This window comes from Pseudomonas sp. WS 5027 (assembly GCF_012985695.1).
Classification (GTDB): Bacteria; Pseudomonadota; Gammaproteobacteria; order Pseudomonadales; family Pseudomonadaceae; genus Aquipseudomonas; species Aquipseudomonas hygromyciniae.
In genome coordinates this window covers 120,962-137,392 of sequence record NZ_JAAQWU010000013.1, presented here as the reverse complement: position 1 = coordinate 137,392, position 16,431 = coordinate 120,962, and the positions used below count along the sequence as shown (strand labels likewise).

Annotated in this window: 14 protein-coding genes; 11 read left to right on the top strand and 3 right to left on the bottom strand. The window is 51.4% G+C overall.

Features of this window, described 5'->3' with window-relative positions; translation table 11 throughout:
• Positions 1-11: 11 nt before the first annotated feature.
• Genes HBO09_RS17340 through HBO09_RS17320 form a run of 5 tightly spaced genes read left to right on the top strand, consistent with a single transcriptional unit; the run spans position 12 to position 4,003 of the window.
• The gene (locus HBO09_RS17340; protein ID WP_169995848.1) at positions 12-779 is read left to right on the top strand and encodes a type IV secretory system conjugative DNA transfer family protein; all 768 of its coding nucleotides are present in this window, start codon (positions 12-14) and stop codon (positions 777-779) included.
• A complete protein-coding gene (locus HBO09_RS17335; RefSeq protein ID WP_169995850.1) occupies positions 779-1,993 on the top strand; it encodes an ATPase, T2SS/T4P/T4SS family in 1,215 nt (404 codons plus the stop codon). The genes HBO09_RS17340 and HBO09_RS17335 overlap by 1 nt, the downstream gene beginning before the upstream one ends.
• A complete protein-coding gene (locus HBO09_RS17330; protein WP_169995852.1) occupies positions 1,990-2,289 on the top strand; it encodes a hypothetical protein in 300 nt (99 codons plus the stop codon). Before HBO09_RS17335 ends, HBO09_RS17330 begins: the two co-directional genes overlap by 4 nt.
• 19 nt (positions 2,290-2,308) lie before the next feature.
• On the top strand, positions 2,309-3,379 hold the full coding sequence (locus HBO09_RS17325) for a ParM/StbA family protein (RefSeq protein ID WP_169995854.1): 1,071 nt from the start codon (positions 2,309-2,311) through the stop codon (positions 3,377-3,379).
• A gap of 27 nt (positions 3,380-3,406) precedes the next feature.
• Positions 3,407-4,003 (top strand): hypothetical protein, encoded by a 597-nt coding sequence (locus HBO09_RS17320; RefSeq protein ID WP_169995855.1) that lies wholly within the window; start codon positions 3,407-3,409, stop codon positions 4,001-4,003.
• Between the two features lie 73 nt (positions 4,004-4,076).
• On the opposite strand, the gene HBO09_RS17315 is transcribed toward HBO09_RS17320, so the two are convergent.
• Positions 4,077-4,520, bottom strand: coding sequence for a hypothetical protein (locus HBO09_RS17315; RefSeq protein WP_170060940.1), 444 nt, complete (start codon positions 4,518-4,520; stop codon positions 4,077-4,079).
• Between the two features lie 160 nt (positions 4,521-4,680).
• Between HBO09_RS17315 and HBO09_RS17310 the strand changes: the two genes are divergently transcribed.
• On the top strand, positions 4,681-5,559 hold the full coding sequence (locus HBO09_RS17310; RefSeq protein ID WP_169995859.1) for a hypothetical protein: 879 nt from the start codon (positions 4,681-4,683) through the stop codon (positions 5,557-5,559).
• 64 nt (positions 5,560-5,623) lie between these two features.
• On the opposite strand, the gene HBO09_RS17305 is transcribed toward HBO09_RS17310, so the two are convergent.
• A complete protein-coding gene (locus HBO09_RS17305; protein WP_169995861.1) occupies positions 5,624-7,987 on the bottom strand; it encodes a DotA/TraY family protein in 2,364 nt (787 codons plus the stop codon).
• The gene (locus tag HBO09_RS17300; RefSeq protein WP_169995863.1) at positions 7,974-8,501 is read right to left on the bottom strand and encodes a hypothetical protein; all 528 of its coding nucleotides are present in this window, start codon (positions 8,499-8,501) and stop codon (positions 7,974-7,976) included. The genes HBO09_RS17305 and HBO09_RS17300 overlap by 14 nt, the downstream gene beginning before the upstream one ends.
• Before the next feature lie 91 nt (positions 8,502-8,592).
• On the opposite strand from HBO09_RS17300, the gene HBO09_RS17295 reads away from it, so the two are divergent.
• Genes HBO09_RS17295 through HBO09_RS17275 form a run of 5 tightly spaced genes read left to right on the top strand, consistent with a single transcriptional unit; the run spans position 8,593 to position 16,418 of the window.
• The gene (locus HBO09_RS17295; protein ID WP_169995864.1) at positions 8,593-9,114 is read left to right on the top strand and encodes a hypothetical protein; all 522 of its coding nucleotides are present in this window, start codon (positions 8,593-8,595) and stop codon (positions 9,112-9,114) included.
• Entirely contained in the window at positions 9,107-9,751 is a 645-nt protein-coding gene (locus HBO09_RS17290; RefSeq protein WP_169995866.1) for a hypothetical protein, read from the top strand. Before HBO09_RS17295 ends, HBO09_RS17290 begins: the two co-directional genes overlap by 8 nt.
• Positions 9,741-10,805 (top strand): hypothetical protein, encoded by a 1,065-nt coding sequence (locus tag HBO09_RS17285; RefSeq protein ID WP_169995867.1) that lies wholly within the window; start codon positions 9,741-9,743, stop codon positions 10,803-10,805. The genes HBO09_RS17290 and HBO09_RS17285 overlap by 11 nt, the downstream gene beginning before the upstream one ends.
• Before the next feature lie 10 nt (positions 10,806-10,815).
• On the top strand, positions 10,816-11,955 hold the full coding sequence (locus tag HBO09_RS17280) for a hypothetical protein (protein ID WP_169995869.1): 1,140 nt from the start codon (positions 10,816-10,818) through the stop codon (positions 11,953-11,955).
• A gap of 2 nt (positions 11,956-11,957) precedes the next feature.
• Positions 11,958-16,418: an LPD1 domain-containing protein gene (locus HBO09_RS17275; RefSeq protein ID WP_169995871.1), complete on the top strand. Its 4,461-nt coding sequence runs from the start codon at positions 11,958-11,960 to the stop codon at positions 16,416-16,418.
• Positions 16,419-16,431 lie beyond the last annotated feature (13 nt).

Sequence of the window (16,431 nt, the reverse complement as noted above, 5' to 3'; positions counted from 1 at the left end):
ATACGGGGTAAATGATGGTGGATTTTCCGGTAGCAGAAATGCCCTCATCACAGATCGAGGCACCAGCTGAGCTTAGGTCGATTGGCGAGTTGAAGGGCCGAGACACGAAAGAGCTTTCAAAAGACGAGGGCGGGAAGCTGCGTACCGATGCCCTGCGCCAGGAAGGGTTGCGGGTGGGTGCACAAACAGGATTGGCGTACCGGTACGGGATGATCATGGATTATCTCGATGCCGTTGAGCCAAAGCTCAATGTTGCCTTCAACCTTGCTCAGTTCGTAAGGGATGGACATCTGCTCATTCCGGCGATCACCGAGGTGCGCGATCAGTTCACGAAAGAGGGAGGTGACGTTCACAAGGTAAAAGTCGCCTACACCGTTCAAGAGGAGGCGACGGTGGTTTCTTCGATCCCCACTTGGCGGGATTACGTGTACCAGCGCTTTGATAAGCCCGAGCTACCGCACGAAGCTCTCTACCCGAGAGAAGACTTTGAGACCAGCGAGTGGAAGCGGTCACTGCTTGAGGGTTGGAATGCGGGCGTCTACCAGGCAGACGAGATGTTCAAGGATCGGGTCAATCAGTTGGCCAAGGCTGTAGAGGGGCGCCATCAGTACGTGACCCTCGAAGCACGAGATATGTTCACTCCCGCAGATCTGAAGGTGGTCAATTCGCAGGTCACGTTCCAAGGTCGAACCATGAACGTGGGTGAGCAAATTATCGGCATCGGCCAACTGGGCAACTTCACCAACAGTCAGACGTGGGCACCAATATGGACGCGCTGATGGAGCGTGACTCGGCAGTATCTCAGCATCGGCCAGGGGTAGTGGCTTCTCTGGTAATGAACAAAAAGCTCGAAGAACCGCTGATACCGGTGCCGCTGAAGCTTGATCTCGATTACCTAGATCAACTACTGGCCTACTGCATTGAGAACAAGGTTACCGACCTTAGCCTGCAAAACGGAGACAAGATCATCATAGTGGCGGGGGGAAACCTCTACAGATTTGGCGACCGGAAATTCTATTTAAGCGAGATACAGGATCTTCTTGGCGCACTGGTCAATGACCCAAACGCTGCCATGGAGATCGCTCGCGCCGAGCCCAGGGATTTCAACTACATCGTAAGTCGCGGCCTAAAAAAGCCGGTGCGGTTTCGATGCTGTGCTACTGGTTGCTTGGCACCAGGCGGCGGCGATGGGATCGAGATTATCTTTCGCCCAACGGGAAAAGATATACCAACGCACGAGCAGTTGGGCATTGAACAGTACATCGTAGAAAACTCTCAGCCAGATTCGGGAATCGTGATTGTCACGGGGCCTACTGGTTCCGGTAAGACAACACTGCTCGATTCCCTTCTTCGCCGAAACCTTACAGGGTATCCAGCCAAGAGAATCATCACGTACTACGCGCCAATTGAGAATGACTTGAACGACATCCCAGGTATCACTGGGCAAGTTATCCAGTCAGACATTGGGCGGGCTGGGCATGGTGCGCACATTAAAGAGTGGTACTTGGCCGTTCGAAACATGCTGCGTCGGCATCCTGACCAAGTCGTGTTCGGTGAAGCGCGAGACCGAGAAACGATTGATGGCGCTGTTATGGCCTCGATGTCAGCTCACACGACCTACACAACTTCGCACACCAGCAGCGTTCACATGACGATTCCGAGAATGGTTGATGCGTTTCCCGCCAACGAGCGGATTCGGATCACGAACGCGCTGATCGACAACTGCCGACTCATCGTCCATCAGCGATTGCTGAGGAACAAGGATGGTCATGGTTTGGTAGCGATTCGCTCAGCGCTCGCGTTCAACCAGGACATCAGGCATGAGCTACTTCGCAGCAGTATCGACAAAGTGCCATTGCTTATAAAAGAAGCTACCGAGCAACAAGGTTTGAGCTTGCTCAAATCAGCTGAAGCCCAGTTCAAGCTCGGCAACATCGACGAGTCGACGCTGTATGCCGTTGAGCGTGAGCTTAAGTCGGAGTTTCTCGGATGATTCTGGAAACCGCAAAAGGCGAACCGATCAATACCGCTTTCGTCAGCAAGCAATCGAAGATCAGCTTCAAGATCATTGAGGCCCATACAAGCGTATTGGTGCCCCTCCTTATCCTTCCAGTGCTGCCGTTTCTGATCACGCTGAAGATTTGCTTCTGCGTTGTGATGCTGCTGATTGTGCTTGAGCGAAAGGGATGGACGGTGATGTACACACTCAAACGGATCAGGCGCTCCTTCGCTGGCCCGTTCAGAACAAAATCCACAAATCGCAAAATGGCCAGAATGGCCAAATACTAAAATCTACAAGGCGCTGAAAATGACTAAGAAACCACAACAAACTATTCACTTGGTTGCAGATGACAATGGCTACGCATCCCACAAGGTTGCGCAGTTCGATGATGCGGGCAAAATCGTATGCACGAAAGTCGATACCAGCATTCAGATTGGTGGGTCATCGTTGACTAGCGTTGATGGAGCAAAAGAGGACACCTACCGCGTCGTAGACGAAGAAGGCAACGTCACCAACACCTATACATGCAGCTCGGCAATCACTCAGCCGCTTGACCTGCGAAACTCGAACTACCCGTTCGTGGAGGCTAACCGAGTTCTGATGCACCACGCGCTGATTCGCTCCGGTATGGAAGGTAAGCAGGTACAGGTTGGCGTAACTCTCCCATTTGCCGACTATTTTATGGTCGGCGGTCAGAAGAATACGGACATCCAGGAGCGCTCTCAGAATAACTTCATTCACAACAATGTGATTGCTGAGCAAGGCGATAAAACCGTTAAGGTCGTTGGCGCCAGGGTGTTCCCTGAGGGCATGAGTGCCTTTTACGACTGGGCTCTCGATGAAAACTGCAACATGACCGATGCCTTCGAAGAACTGACCGACAACGACGGCAGTGCATTGATCGTCGATATTGGCGGCTCCACGACGGACATCGTCTGCATTCGTATGGTTGATGGCGATATCAAGATCGACCATGCACACTCCGGCACTACCAAAATCGGCGTGCTCGATGTTCGGGAAGAGATCAACAACGCCTACCAAAAGAAATACAGCACAGGTGGCTTTGAATCCGCGCTTTCGGCTCGGGCTGTAGAACGCATTATGCAAAACGGCATTCACAAAGCTGGTGGCCAAACGCATGACTTAAAAGCAGATCTTGATGCGATCTTTCGCGCCATTACTCAGCGGGTGGTCTCGTACATGCAGTCGAAGGCGGGTCGTATCAACGATTTTGAGGTGATCCACTTTGTGGGCGGCGGCGCTGTACTCTTCGGTGAGTCACTAAAGAACGCTGTACCAGTCGGCAGCATTGGCGATGAATTTGCGAATGCACGCGGCGTGCTGAAGTACATGAAAGCGCAGCAGACAAGCGCCTGAATCTGACCACCACCAGGTAGACATGAAATGGCTGGACGTAAACCTATCGTATCGGCGCGCCAGTTGAAGGCACGTGTGCAGATAATCATGCGTGCCACTGACAAAGACGTTTCTCTAAACAGCGAAAAAAACCGGTTGATTAGCATGACTGAGTCCATGAGGGAAGCGGGGGTGCTGCAAGAGTTCCTGCTGGACTGTCTAAGGTCAAAACTGCGCCAAGACGAAGGACAAAGCGCCGCTGTCTACAGGATGTTAGATGGCGGGCAAACAGCCGTCACTGAACGGCCTACAGAATCGCAAATTAATTGCCAGCAACAGTCTGCTCCAGTTGCACAATCTCCGTCATACGCGAAAGCTTCAGAGCAAGTAGCCGTGGACCATAACGTGGAAAGCCTACCTCTGTCGCACGGACAAGATCCGCATCTTGCTCCGGCCCCAGCAGAAGTTCCATCTGCGGAACTTGAAGCAGGAAGCAGGCGGGCTTTCGAGTCTTCGAGCGCTATCATTGAAAGTGTTGTGCGCGAGATTGAATCGACAGCAACGGGCAACGAGGCAGGAATTACAACGCCACCTCCAACGGTGCGCCGCAAGCCTCTTGGCAGTCTGCTGGAGGCAATGGGATAAACACAATGAACACTACAACGGGGCTTCGTAAGCCCCGTTTTTTATGGTGTCAGTAACGGCGAGCTTTGCTCGGTTATGGCGAGGAAAGCAGCGGCTCAAGCGTCCGGTTGAACCTTTCTCCGTAAACCAGAACCATAAAATTCAATGCAGCGTTTCGATTGAAGTCGATAGTCCAGTCCAGGGCCTGTACGAAGCACTCAAGCTTGCGCAACTTCACACGCTGCTCCTCTGGGATCTTCATGCTGACTGGGATTGGATTCTTGACGTGTTCAACCACCGCATACATAGCTGCGATCTGAACTTCAGGCGTGGCCTCGGAAATATGTTCGTAGGTGTACTCAACAAGTGAGCGGAGCCACAGGGCATTGCTTGGTGATGGCATGCGCTTTCTGGGATGAGTGCGTGCAATCTGGTGGGAAAGGGCGGTAGCGCCCGCCGTGACGATGGCTAATAGCTCAGGGCGAAGCTTAAACGTCGTGCCCGTGATGTGATTGCCTTCGAGTCGGGGTCTTGCCATGTGATTACCTGGGGAAGCGTTAAGTGGTCATGAGGGGGCATTCTAACAGCAAAGGAATAAGCGCGTAATAGTTTGTGTTTTTAATATTTATATATTGACAGGGGGTGTGTTTAGGCTCAGTATAAGATCAGGCCAATTTCAAACTTGCTTGGGGGGTTCCATGAACACAAAAACGACGTACTCGAACGCTGGGGTTGCAGGCTACAAGCCATGCAATGAAATTCTTGAGGCGGCAGCTAAGTCTGTGCGAGTGAATCCGCAGGGCTCAGTGTCGCTACCGTGGTCGGCAGGGTCGCTCGGGGTTGAATCAAAAATACTGGTGAGCCTGGCGAACCGTTATGGCGCGGTTGGCGTAGCCGCGAAGGGCGAAGGTGCGCAGCGGAAATTCAAGTTCTACTACAGCCGCGAATCGACTGGTAACTGGTTTACCGAAGTCTGGCCTATGTGGAAAGTGTCGGTCTGGTTTGTTGCGTTGTTGTTCTTCGCGATGGGGTTTTACCAGTATAAAACCGGGGCAGGCTGTCTTGTCGTGGGTGTATTAATGCTTCTGGCATTCGGCCCGCGAGCAGTTGCAGCGCTGCGTAACTCCGCTGTCGCTGGCAAGCTTTCAGGCTACAACTATGCGCGGGAAACCTTCCCGATGCTGGTGGCGGGTGCTGTCCTCGGGATTGTGATGCTGGAGTGGGCTTATGTTCTCCCATGGAACGCTGGCAAGGCGGTCGACGGCGTGAGTGGTGTAGCGGGCCTACTTCTGATGCCTAATGGGCTTGGTGGCTTCATGCGTCACCTGGCGAACGCAGCGTTCACCACAGGCATGTTTGCTGTTGGCTCGGTGCTTGTTTATCAAGTGGCTGCGGTAGGCATGATGCGCGGATGGCTGGAGTGCGCAAATCGCGAAGGATTCATCTTCGCACAACCAGAGGCGGGCACTTGGTTTCATAAGCTGATGGTCACCGGATCGAATCCTTACGCAGGGCTGTTCATGTTTGCGTTCATCATTATGGCGGTTGGCGGCATGGCTGTGCCGATGCTGATGTAGCCGCTCACCCTCTAGCAACAGGCCAAAAAAAACCAGCGATCACGCTGGTTTTTTTTTGAGGGCCTTACGACTTGTTGGGACTGTCACTGCCAGGAATTGGCTTTTTCGATGTGAACTGCATCGGTCGTGTAGCAGCATTCTCTCCTTTACTTACGAAGGCCATGAAATTACTCCGCGCTTTTTCCTCGCTGTGACCATCGCCTGTTACCTCATGGCCGCCATTTACCCAGCGCAGTCCTTTTTCAAACAGTTCAGATGGCAGTGAGAACACCCGGACGATGGCTGTGTAGGCGAACATCACGCCCACTACCACTCCGCCGACCGAAGAGAACAGGTTGACGAACCCAGATTGAAGCACGCCCGCAACGTAGTCGAAGAACCAGGCAACGAGGTATCCAATAGGCTTCAGTGCGATGAAAATGGCGAAAAAACCCGCAACACGCAAGATTGGGTTCAAATAGAGCCCGATCATAAGCATATAACCTTGCCGCGTATGCTCCGTGCCCCACCCCTCTTTCTCTGCGGTGCCGTGCGCAGCGAGCCAGAATGGGGAAACCAGTAGGCACTCAATGTAAAACAACATCCACGAGATTACACCCATGAACCAAATGCTTAGAGGGATAGTCGGTAAGACGACGCCAGCTACAAATCCGACAGCAATTAGGACTGCCAGAATTTGATCAATCAAAGGAAAAAGAAATTTGTTTAGCGCATCTATAACCGCAATAGTTACGGAGCCAATACCACCAATTGTTTTTGCGCCAACTCCTATACCAGTAAGCCAGGAAACAACGTTAGAACTAACCGCCTCACCAGTTGCCTCAGCGGTTTTTGCAACAAAGGTCATCCCCGAAAATACGCCCGCCTTTGTCAGATACATTAATTCTGCTGCTGCACCAATAGCAGAACCGATGTATTGAATATTTATGATTAAATCATCAGGAGAGTTCATTGCCAAAGCGCTTTTGGTAATACTACTGAGGACGTTATACATAGACATTTTAACAGCGTCATACATATTAGATCCTTCAGCGCCTGCCATGGATATAGCAGAGAGAGAAGGGATAATTTGCCCAGAGTCCTTAGTTAGCGCTCCGCCTGCTGAATTAGCGTACGACTTTTTAACCATTTGGATACGCTGTGCAATTTCTTGGAATCGTTGATCTTGAGACCATTCGCCATCGATAGCAGGGTCAGTAGCGGTCGCTTGCATAAGCTGCGCAAGGCTATTTATCTGGGACTGATTTGTATTGATTTGCCAGAAGACAGTACCCAACAACGGCCACCCCATATCGATGGTCTGTGACTTCCAGTCCTTGCCGTCTTTAGCGGCAGAGTTCGCGGTGTTAACGGCTTGAGCAACAATAGATTGACGGCCTTCATTGTATTTTTGAAGTACGGATTCGATTTCCCCGGAGAGCCCTGAAGCCTTGCCTCGGGCTTCCTGTAATGCGTTTTCAAAAGTAGATTGGGCACCTGATCCATTATTTTGCATGGATTGAAGTGCGCTTTGATCTGACAAGATTTTAGAAGCGATCGAGGAGATTTGAGGCCGAAGACTAGCTAGCAAGGAAACCAGTTTTGCTTGTGCTTCTGATGTTACAGAAGTCGAAATGTCATCATTTTTTGCAAAATCAAACACCCCGGTGCTATCTGGAATATCTCCTTTTGCCGGTGCTGAAATTGTAATTGATCCGCAGTATTCTGATCGAGGGTTAGTTGCTCTGTATGAGCTTACCGGCTCGTTATATGGATATTGGATTTTGTTGGTAAATCCAGTTTGTACGGTTCCAGTGTTGCTAACGACGTAGCCAATCGTTTCCGTGTTGGTGTATGCATTAATGTACTGCCTGCATACTTCAGATCCGATCCAGCCAAAAATAATATCTTCACCATTAATGAGCGCTATCGGCCGATAAACACCGTAATTGTATATGTATGTAAGACCTTTTTCTTCGAGAATATTTGCATGCGTATTGCCCATCTCAGCTACTGAAGTGACGCCGTACTGCATTCCAGAAAAGCCTGACGTCATGGGCATCATCAAAATGCTGGCAACGACCATGCGCAAGGGCATCCAGAATGACGAAATAACTTGACCACCAGGGACACCCTTGTTGGCAGTCTGGATGATGTAGTTACCACCACCAAAAACCAGCAACACTGCCATCATGAACATCCCGATGGTGTTCAGTGTTAGTGAGAGTACTGAGAGCAGTGATTTTTCGCCGTGTGACCCCGTGTCTGAGCCATAGGTTATCCAGTTGATGATCTTCTGCCCAAAATCATAGCCAGCGTTAGATACCGAATCGAGCGATTCGACCGTGAACCCGCCATCAGCAGCATCAGCCAATCTCGCGACCATTAACGCTGCAAGCGCGACGAAAAAAAGACATGACTTTGAGGTCAACCAGTTACGAGTTTGCATTGTTCGCACCCAAGGCGGTCGCTTCTGCTTTCGCATTTCTTCTATCGTCCAACTCCGCGTGAAAAACCCTTAGCACCTTCCAGCTCATAAGAATTTTCGTGCCGGAATAGACGATAAGGGGAAGCGATAACACAAGAGATCCGTTAAGCCAGGCATCCATCTTCACGCCGACGGCAAGGCCGCGTGAAAAAAGCATGAGTGCGTACACAAATGTAAGTGCAGCCGCGACGAGGATGACCCGATGGCCGATGATCGATTTAGCAATCAGGTGATCGCTAATGATGTTAGTGGGAATGACGACGCGATTCGACGTGACATGATTTTTCAGCACCTCCCTCAGTAGCGGGAATGACCCGCGCTTCCTAAGGATTGCTGCCTGCTTCGACCAAGTTTTTGTGGCGAGCAGGAACTTGATAGAGCCACCAATCAGGCTGCTCTTCTTTGGCGGTACCGCCTGCGCAGATGGTTCGCCAGCAGCCGAAGGTTGCGGGGCGGCGGGGATCGTTTTTTCCATGAATTCTCTCGCTAGAGGCTGCTGAATGCCGTTTAGGCAAGCGACAATAAGTATGGTATAAAAATACGATACATTGTTAAAAAGGTTTAGGGTGGACGATTTGAATCAATCACTCAGCTCCATCGGTGCCAGTCCAGACGGTGGGTTGCTCGATGCTGCCGTTGTCGCTCAACGCTGGAAAGAATCGGGTGATTCCCTTGCTCGCCTGATGACTTGGATGGACAGCCAAGAGGTTTGGCTCAGCAAAGGCGGCGACGCTGAACTGAACGGCTTGTTGCATCAACTCATTGAGTTGAGCGAGCGTGAGTCATGGGTCAGGGATATGCACAAGCCTTACATGGCTGCAGCTCTTGCTGAATTGCTTGCCTGGGTGGCCTCCTCTCGCTTCTTCCGGATGCTGGAGGTAATGGATCGCAATTCGCCGAATTTCGTAAACCGTTTTGCTTTAGCCCTTGGCCGCATTGGCGGGGACGCAGGTCGATTCGCCGATTTGTTCTTCGAGCGAGTCATGGTCGTCCACCGAGGTGAGCTTTTGGGGCGCGTATTCGGTGATACCCGAACCAATGCAATCGCTGAGGCCATCAGAACCATAAGAGAAACTCGACATGAATAAGTTGAAGCCAACAGCAATCCTGCTGTGCGCTTGCTTTGTACTGCCTGTCCATTCCTCCCAAGCTGCGAGCAACATGCCCACAGATACGGCTTGCGACATCGACGACATGATGACCGCAAACGTGAAAAAAATGGATGAAATGGCGGTAGGTATTTACAAGCGCAACCTTGAAGAACCCATCGCTAAACAGATTGAAACAGCCCCGACTGTGAAGGACGCTAGTTGTCTACCTATTCTTGACACACTGGATTCGTTGCTTCGACTGCGTATTCCATCTACAGGCGGCCTGCTCAGCGGGATCATGGCAAAGATCCGAGATATGGCATGTAAATTCGCTAACGACTTTCTTGCAAGTATTGTAGGAAAGCTTCAGTACAACATTTCTGACCCGTATGGTATTGCGTCCATAGGTATTGGTGCGACAACAGGAGAAGGCGGTGTCCAAAAAGAGACATACGACTTTGGTAAAATCGTGCAAGACCAAGTCGCTCAAGCAGCATCCGCAAAAGCCAAAGAAATTTTACGTGAGAAAACTAAAGAACTAACAAATAAGCTTCCGAACGGAGCAAGCAATCGTACGCCGCGAGTAGAAACCACCATTGGCAATATTGTGAAGGATGGAATAAATGGACTCTAAAACCATCCTCAAGGCGGCTGTAACTATTGCATTTCTTACTACGTCTAAAGGTGTGCTTGCTGCCGGCATACCCGTTTATTGCTACAACTGCCAAGATGCCACTTACAACGCCGCTCACTCCATCATAGATTCGATACGGATGCAGACGGAAGCGCTGTTGAATGCCAAAGACTACGAAATGAGAACGTCTTTAGGCATTCAAACAGCTATTGCCACATCTGAGGGTGTGACACAGCAGCGTATAAGAAATGCCTACACCATGGACCCTTCTATTGCGAAGCCACGTCTTGCTTGCTCCCAAGTAGCTACATCCGGTGTTCGCTCAGGGGCCAAAGGGGCCACGTCGTCGGCTCGAAAAGTTCTTTCGCAGAAAACGTCTAGCTACAACTCACGCGGTGCGAATTTACCGCCAGGAGAGAGCCGGAAAGAATATTCGATAACAAATGTTTTAGAGACCTTTGCAGAAGATGAAGACGCTGATTCAACAATCATCATTGCTGATGATCCAATAGCCAACGATTCAACGTCGATTGCTAAACACCGTAAAATCAGGGACGCAACTGTAAACCCTTATCCAGTAGAGTTGCCTTCTGAAGAAGAAATTAAACGCATTGAGAAAAATGGCTCTCAAGGTGAGCGAGAAGGCTTGTCGCAAATGAAGGTCTTGGCGAAGCGCCAGGAAGCTGCTCAATACATTCTTGATCAGGATGAAAGTAAGAGAATTCAATTTGTTAACTCAGATACCTTTAAGGATCAGCTTTCCTATTACGTGGAAGGTATGGACAAGGATACGAAGGCTCTTTGGGATACGGGCAGACTATCCGGGTATCAGATTGAAGAGCTGGGAGCCAACTATAGAGCACTCTCGCCAACTTGGCTCAAGCAGCAAAGTGCAAGCGCTAGTGAAATGGCGCTGCTCAAAGAGCTTGTTCTCGGTCAAGCCGAGCAACTTTATCAACAAGGGTTGGCAAATAAGTACATGCGCGAACAAAGTATCCTCGCTGCCATGAAAGAAATACGTGAAATTTCAAAAGATGGCTTGCAGACGCGTTAAGGAGAATTGAATGTTGGCAAATGATAATGAACCAGGCGTCAAGATCACGGGGAGCTTTGACACGGCGCTCTCTGCTGATGAAGAGCTAGATGTAGTTCGAGAGCAAGTTGCTCGTGCACGAGAAGATACCGATACGCGCATTGAGCCCACTCTCGACCTTGACGAAATCGACTCCCTCTTGAGCAATGCCTTTGCGGCGGCGTCCGAAGAAGATGTCCAGGCTGTAGAGGGATTGAACACTTCGGAGGATGAGTTGCTGGACGCTGCGCTGTTCGATGATGAATCGACAACAGATAACGTGCCCGCGCCAGAAACTGAAGCCTCTTCAGCCTCTGCGACTGAAGCACCGCAAGAAAGCCTGACCGATACGCTTGGTGAATCTTTAGCCAACTCCAGTACAGCCTCCCCAGGTGCTGATGGTCAGATGCCGCCAGTGGGCCTGAACTTCAACGAGGGGGTAAATGCATCCCTCGACGCAGCTCAGCGCCAGCAAGCCGCTGACACAATGGAAAGTATTGCTCGGGCTAACGCGCCAGGGGCAGCTGGTGATCTTCAATCACAGCGTCACGAAGTCGGCATCATTCAAGGAATGAGCATGCTTGGCGGAGCAGGCTTGGTTGGCCTGACCAAAATGCTTCGCGCTGGCGGGGCTCAAATAAACAACACAATCAGTAGCCGCAAGTACGGGAAACTGTCGGGTGAAGTTGATTCGCTTACCCAAAACATGGACGGCATCCTGAGTAAGTTCGGCGCCAATGGCTTCTCGGCGGGATTGAAGGGCTTAAAGGGCGAGAACAAAGCTGAGTTCGTAAAGGAGTTCATGGCCAACCCTGCAAACAAGCAGATGTTAGATGATCTGGTGCAGGCCGTAGGCACCTTGTCCACCAAGGCGAGCCAAGCAGCTATTGCAGGCGCAGCATCCGGTTTGTCTGGTGATCAGCTCGACGTTGAGATCAGTCGCAAAATCAAAAACGTCAGTGAAAAGCACAAGGAAATGCTCGACTCCCTGCACGATCACAACGGCACCAAGCTGAGTGAACGTCTCAGCGAGTTGATGGATGGCATTGCTGACTTCCTCAAGTCAGTATTCACGAAGGTTGCTGAGGCCTTTGGGTACAACCAGCGCACAGAACGGCCAGGGATGATGTAGCAATGGGAACGGTCATTCGCGATTCTTCGCTACCAGCGATTTGGGGGGAGCATAGCGAGGCCTTGTTCAAACCAGTCATGGTGAAAAACAAGCTCGTAACCACCGTCGAGCGCGCACCAGTTGACTGGAGCGCACGCCTGGACGACTTAGGGTTCAAGAAGGGGAGTCGCGCATGGCTGCGCCTTGGGCCAGTTACCCAATCAGAATTCCAGTACATTTCATCAGCAATTGTACTGAAAGGGTTTCGTCCTGAAGACCTGATCAATGCGCAGGACGAGGTTCAAGAAAACCCAGTCCCGATTTCTGTTCAGGACGAGATCGCCAGACTCTGGCAAAACAACTTGGACGCAGTCCTGTTCGAGTTAAGCTTTCATGATGTTTCATCGAAGGCGGTGGCTTGGAGTCACGTCGAGTCCGCGATGGCAGGGGACTCAACACCAGAGGCTGATGCTGTAACCGAGTTGGTTTTTGCCAGGATGCGGCATGAGGCCCGCCTTATAGGTGACGCGCTTGATTTCGCGTTACTGAAGGGGTGGGAAGGCGTAGACCTTCAACAGGCCGTGCAAAGAGGCAAAACCATTTTGAATGGCGGCGACTCCATTCACTGGGCTGACTCTGATGGCATCATCCATAAAGGTCGTCTTGCGATGCCGTTGCGCGTAGGAGATGACAAGGCTTGGGTTTACGAGGGTGGCCCTCGATTCGTAGGCGGCATCTCAGCTTCAACCCTCGGCCAGGTAAATCGTCAGCAGGTTCAATTCTTGGACGCTGGCCAGGAATGGTCTAGCAGTTTGCTCAGCCACACAGAAGTGGCTAAAGCATCACAAGATGCATATCAATCAGATGCACATCTCAACCTTGGATCACTACGCGCTGAAGTCGGCCAGGCCGTCGTTTCGTTCCTGAAGGCTTGTATCTACTTCCCTGAAGATCGTTGGCGGGTAGATTTCGCAATCCGAGCACAGGAAGATAATTTACTCACCGATATTCGGAATGAGGTTGAGGATGTACTTGAGTCTATCGAGTCGAACCTGCTCGCCGTTTCCAAACACTATTATGGCTCCACTGGTGTTGGCTTCTGTTTGGCCCGCAACCGATCGTTAGAGGCGTCGAGTTCGGGCATCGGCATGCGTGTCGGCACCTACAATCAAGTCGGCTTCTACTCGGTTACTGATGGTGTCGCCGCGATACCTGTCCTCGACGACGGCGTGATTGCATATGGAGATATCGCGAGCAACCTCGATAACCTGGTGCGTGTTCGCGTGTCAGAGTTTGAGATAGGCGCCAAAGCCCTTGGCGATGCTGCTGGCGTCGATAGCGCAATTCCTCTCGAATTCTACAGGGGGCACCGTGTTACGAATGCCCTTGCCGACATGGAGCATTCCCAGTTGGGGGGTGAAATCACCGCGAACCAGCTAATGGTGATGATCGCCGTCGCTGGTGATAAATACGGTGTTGCGAAGGAAGCGCTGCACGGGGTGGAGAAGAGCGACGGGGTTAGCCTTACTCTCTTTAATTACTCGGTCCCAACTGATGCATCCGGAATGAACTATGGGCAGCTCAACCTAAGCATGACCAGGAACAACGTCTCACTGGTCACCTTGAAAGAAATACTGCGCGAGACTCAAAACCCATCTCCAAGCGGAGTGAATACGGTTGATGCCGATCTATCGTTTGCCGAATTGTCGATGACCTATGAAAGCAGCGGCGTGGCCAAGCTTGTAGAGATAACTCCAGGCCTCTCCAGCGCATGCTCATCACGCACTAGCATTCAGCCGCATGCGGCATATCAAGATGCCGCCGCTGCAATGGCTCAGGCGCTTGAAAATCTTGCGGAACACAACTTGGTGGGCGAACGCTTTGACGAGTTATCGAAAGCGAAGCGGCTCTTGTCAGCTTTCCCCCTCATTACTCGATTCAACAAGGCCATTGAAGCGACAAAAAACGCACAAGACAGCAAGCTCAGCGAATGGGTCAAAAACGAGTTAATGCGCTCATTCCAAGGACGCGTTACAGAGTTTTCTGAAGCTGGAATGCAGCGGCTAATCCACGGTGCTATGAGGCATTTGCGGGGCAACCAAGGTGTGGTTGTCGCGATATCAGCAAAAAAACGGTTTTACATACATTCGGTTCCGGGGTCTAACGATGCTGTGAGCGAAAGCCGTGATGCTGTTCTGGGCAAGGCAATGGTTCAGACGAAAGAGGTGTACAAGTACAAGGCAAAATTTGCCGTTTTCGATGCTATTTCATTTTCAGACCCAGAGCTTTGCTCATTACTGGCTGGTGAACGCGCAGGTGTGGAAAAAGCAACTGATAGCACAGCGGGTGACTACCAGGATACTGGCGTAGTGGCTGGCTATGCGCGCAAGGATATTCGCGGATTCAGCCGTGATGACTTGATGATGCACACGTCACGAATGACTCCAGAGCAAAAAGCAATCTACCTGAAGCGTGAGATGATCTGGCCGCGCACGAGCTACGAGGAGATGAAAGAAGCCGGACTGCACTTGTACACAGCAATCGCTATCGACATGCTTTGGAAAAGCCTACCCAAGACACCAAAGTCTTTGGCGATGGAGCACGTGAAAGCGTTTGCTGATCTTGTGGCGGCGATGCGTGACGGGACCACAGCTCTCATTGAGAAAGTCAAAACTGGCGAGCTGCGCGACACAGCACCACACGACACAAGACACATGAACGGGGCCATGCTCGATATTGAGTTCAGGAGCTATACGCACGCAATTTGCTATAGCGAATCAGTCAGGGGCGTCTATCAGTCAAAAGATCTCAAGGTACGCGGCATACCGAACCTTTCCGTGCGGGACTACTCCCCCTTCACAAACTCAGCCGCAATGAGGGAGGTTCTTGATCGCGCAACTTGGGCTGATTACTTGAAGTCCAAGAAGGTGGCCAGGCCAACAACCGGTTCACGCGTTATGCGTGATGAGGTTGTCCGAGTTGGCGAGGACTACCGCAATGGAATCTCTGTCATCTCAGAGGACTTCCTGAAAACCTTCGGATTCAGTGGCGTAGAGTACGGAAACTGGACGAACCAGAAAGAACGCGAAAAACACCTAAACCTTTCGTATGACTCCATGATGGATTTTGCGAAGGTAATGGGATGGGAGCCACTGGCGCTAAGTTTGGGCGGTCGGCTTGGGCTGTGTATTGGATCACGGGGGGAGGGTGGCAGCCGACCAGCTGCGGCACATCTTGAGCCTGCAAACTACGCCATCAACCTCACTCGCATGTCTGGCGACGGCTTGCTGGCCCACGAATATTTTCATGGCGTTGCGCTTCACTTTGGACATATCCATACGGGCAAGCCTCAAGATTTGCTTAACACGTTCGCCTACGTGTTGCAGAAGCCAGGTGCTTTGCCGACGATAAATGATTCAAAAGTGCGTGAACCGGTACGACAAGCGTTCAGAGATCTTCAGGTGGCGATCATGCGCAAGCCTGCACCAGGCACTGCCCAGGACAAGATCGAAAGTTACACGGAACTCTCGGAGATGATGGTCGCGTCAAAAAAGGAAGGCGACTATTGGGCAGAACCGGCAGAGATGTTCGCTCGGGCAATGGAAATCTGGTTCGCAGATCAGCTTAGGTTCCAGGGCAAACGAAACGACTACCTTGTGCCCGCTGGCAGAGGTGGCGAGTTGTATCCTGACAAGGAGCACCTGGAACGAATCAACCAGTGGGTTTTGCCACTGCTTGAGGCAATCGATATGGAAGTCCGTCAGGTGTCCCACCCAATCCTCGGCGACATTGAGATGCCTGTGCTCAATAGCGAGGACAGAAGCTCATACCCATTGTCACCACAAGACATTGTCGATCTGGGTGTACATGAGCTGCATCGCCTGTTCGAGCAGTCGGCACCGAAATTCATGCTATTCAACGAGGAGGGCGGTAAGGCTGGGTTCTATCATACGGCGCTCGACGTGCTTGGCTTGAATGAGCAATACACCGACCGCGAGACCTTCTATCACGAGGCATGGCACGCATGTGAAGCTAAGCTGCTGAACGCAGAAGAACGCCTGTCGCTACAGACGATCTTTTCAAATGAGGGGCCGGTTGCAGCGTATGTAACTGAAAACATGCGGGGGCAAGGCATTGCTGAAGTGGCCATCAACGCAGCACTGGAGAGCCCGTCAGAGATGCAGGCCTATGCCTTCCAGTTATGGTCGGTTGGTAAGTTGGACCTGAGCGAGCAGCGCCTTAGCGAGTTTTACAAAGTCCGTGGATTTGTTGATGGTGTAACAGGTGTAGCTGCGCTACTTGGAGGGGAAAAAGCGGAGTCTATATTTTCAGCTTTCATGAGCGGAGAACTAGCAAACAGGAAGGGGGTTGAATCGGGCTTGACGGAGGGAAAGGGGATCAAGCTTCATCTGCACCCGCCACGGAGCGCCTTGGACACGCCAGAAGAACCAGAACAAAGAAGCCCCCAGATGAGAATGGGGTAAAGCCCAACAAAAA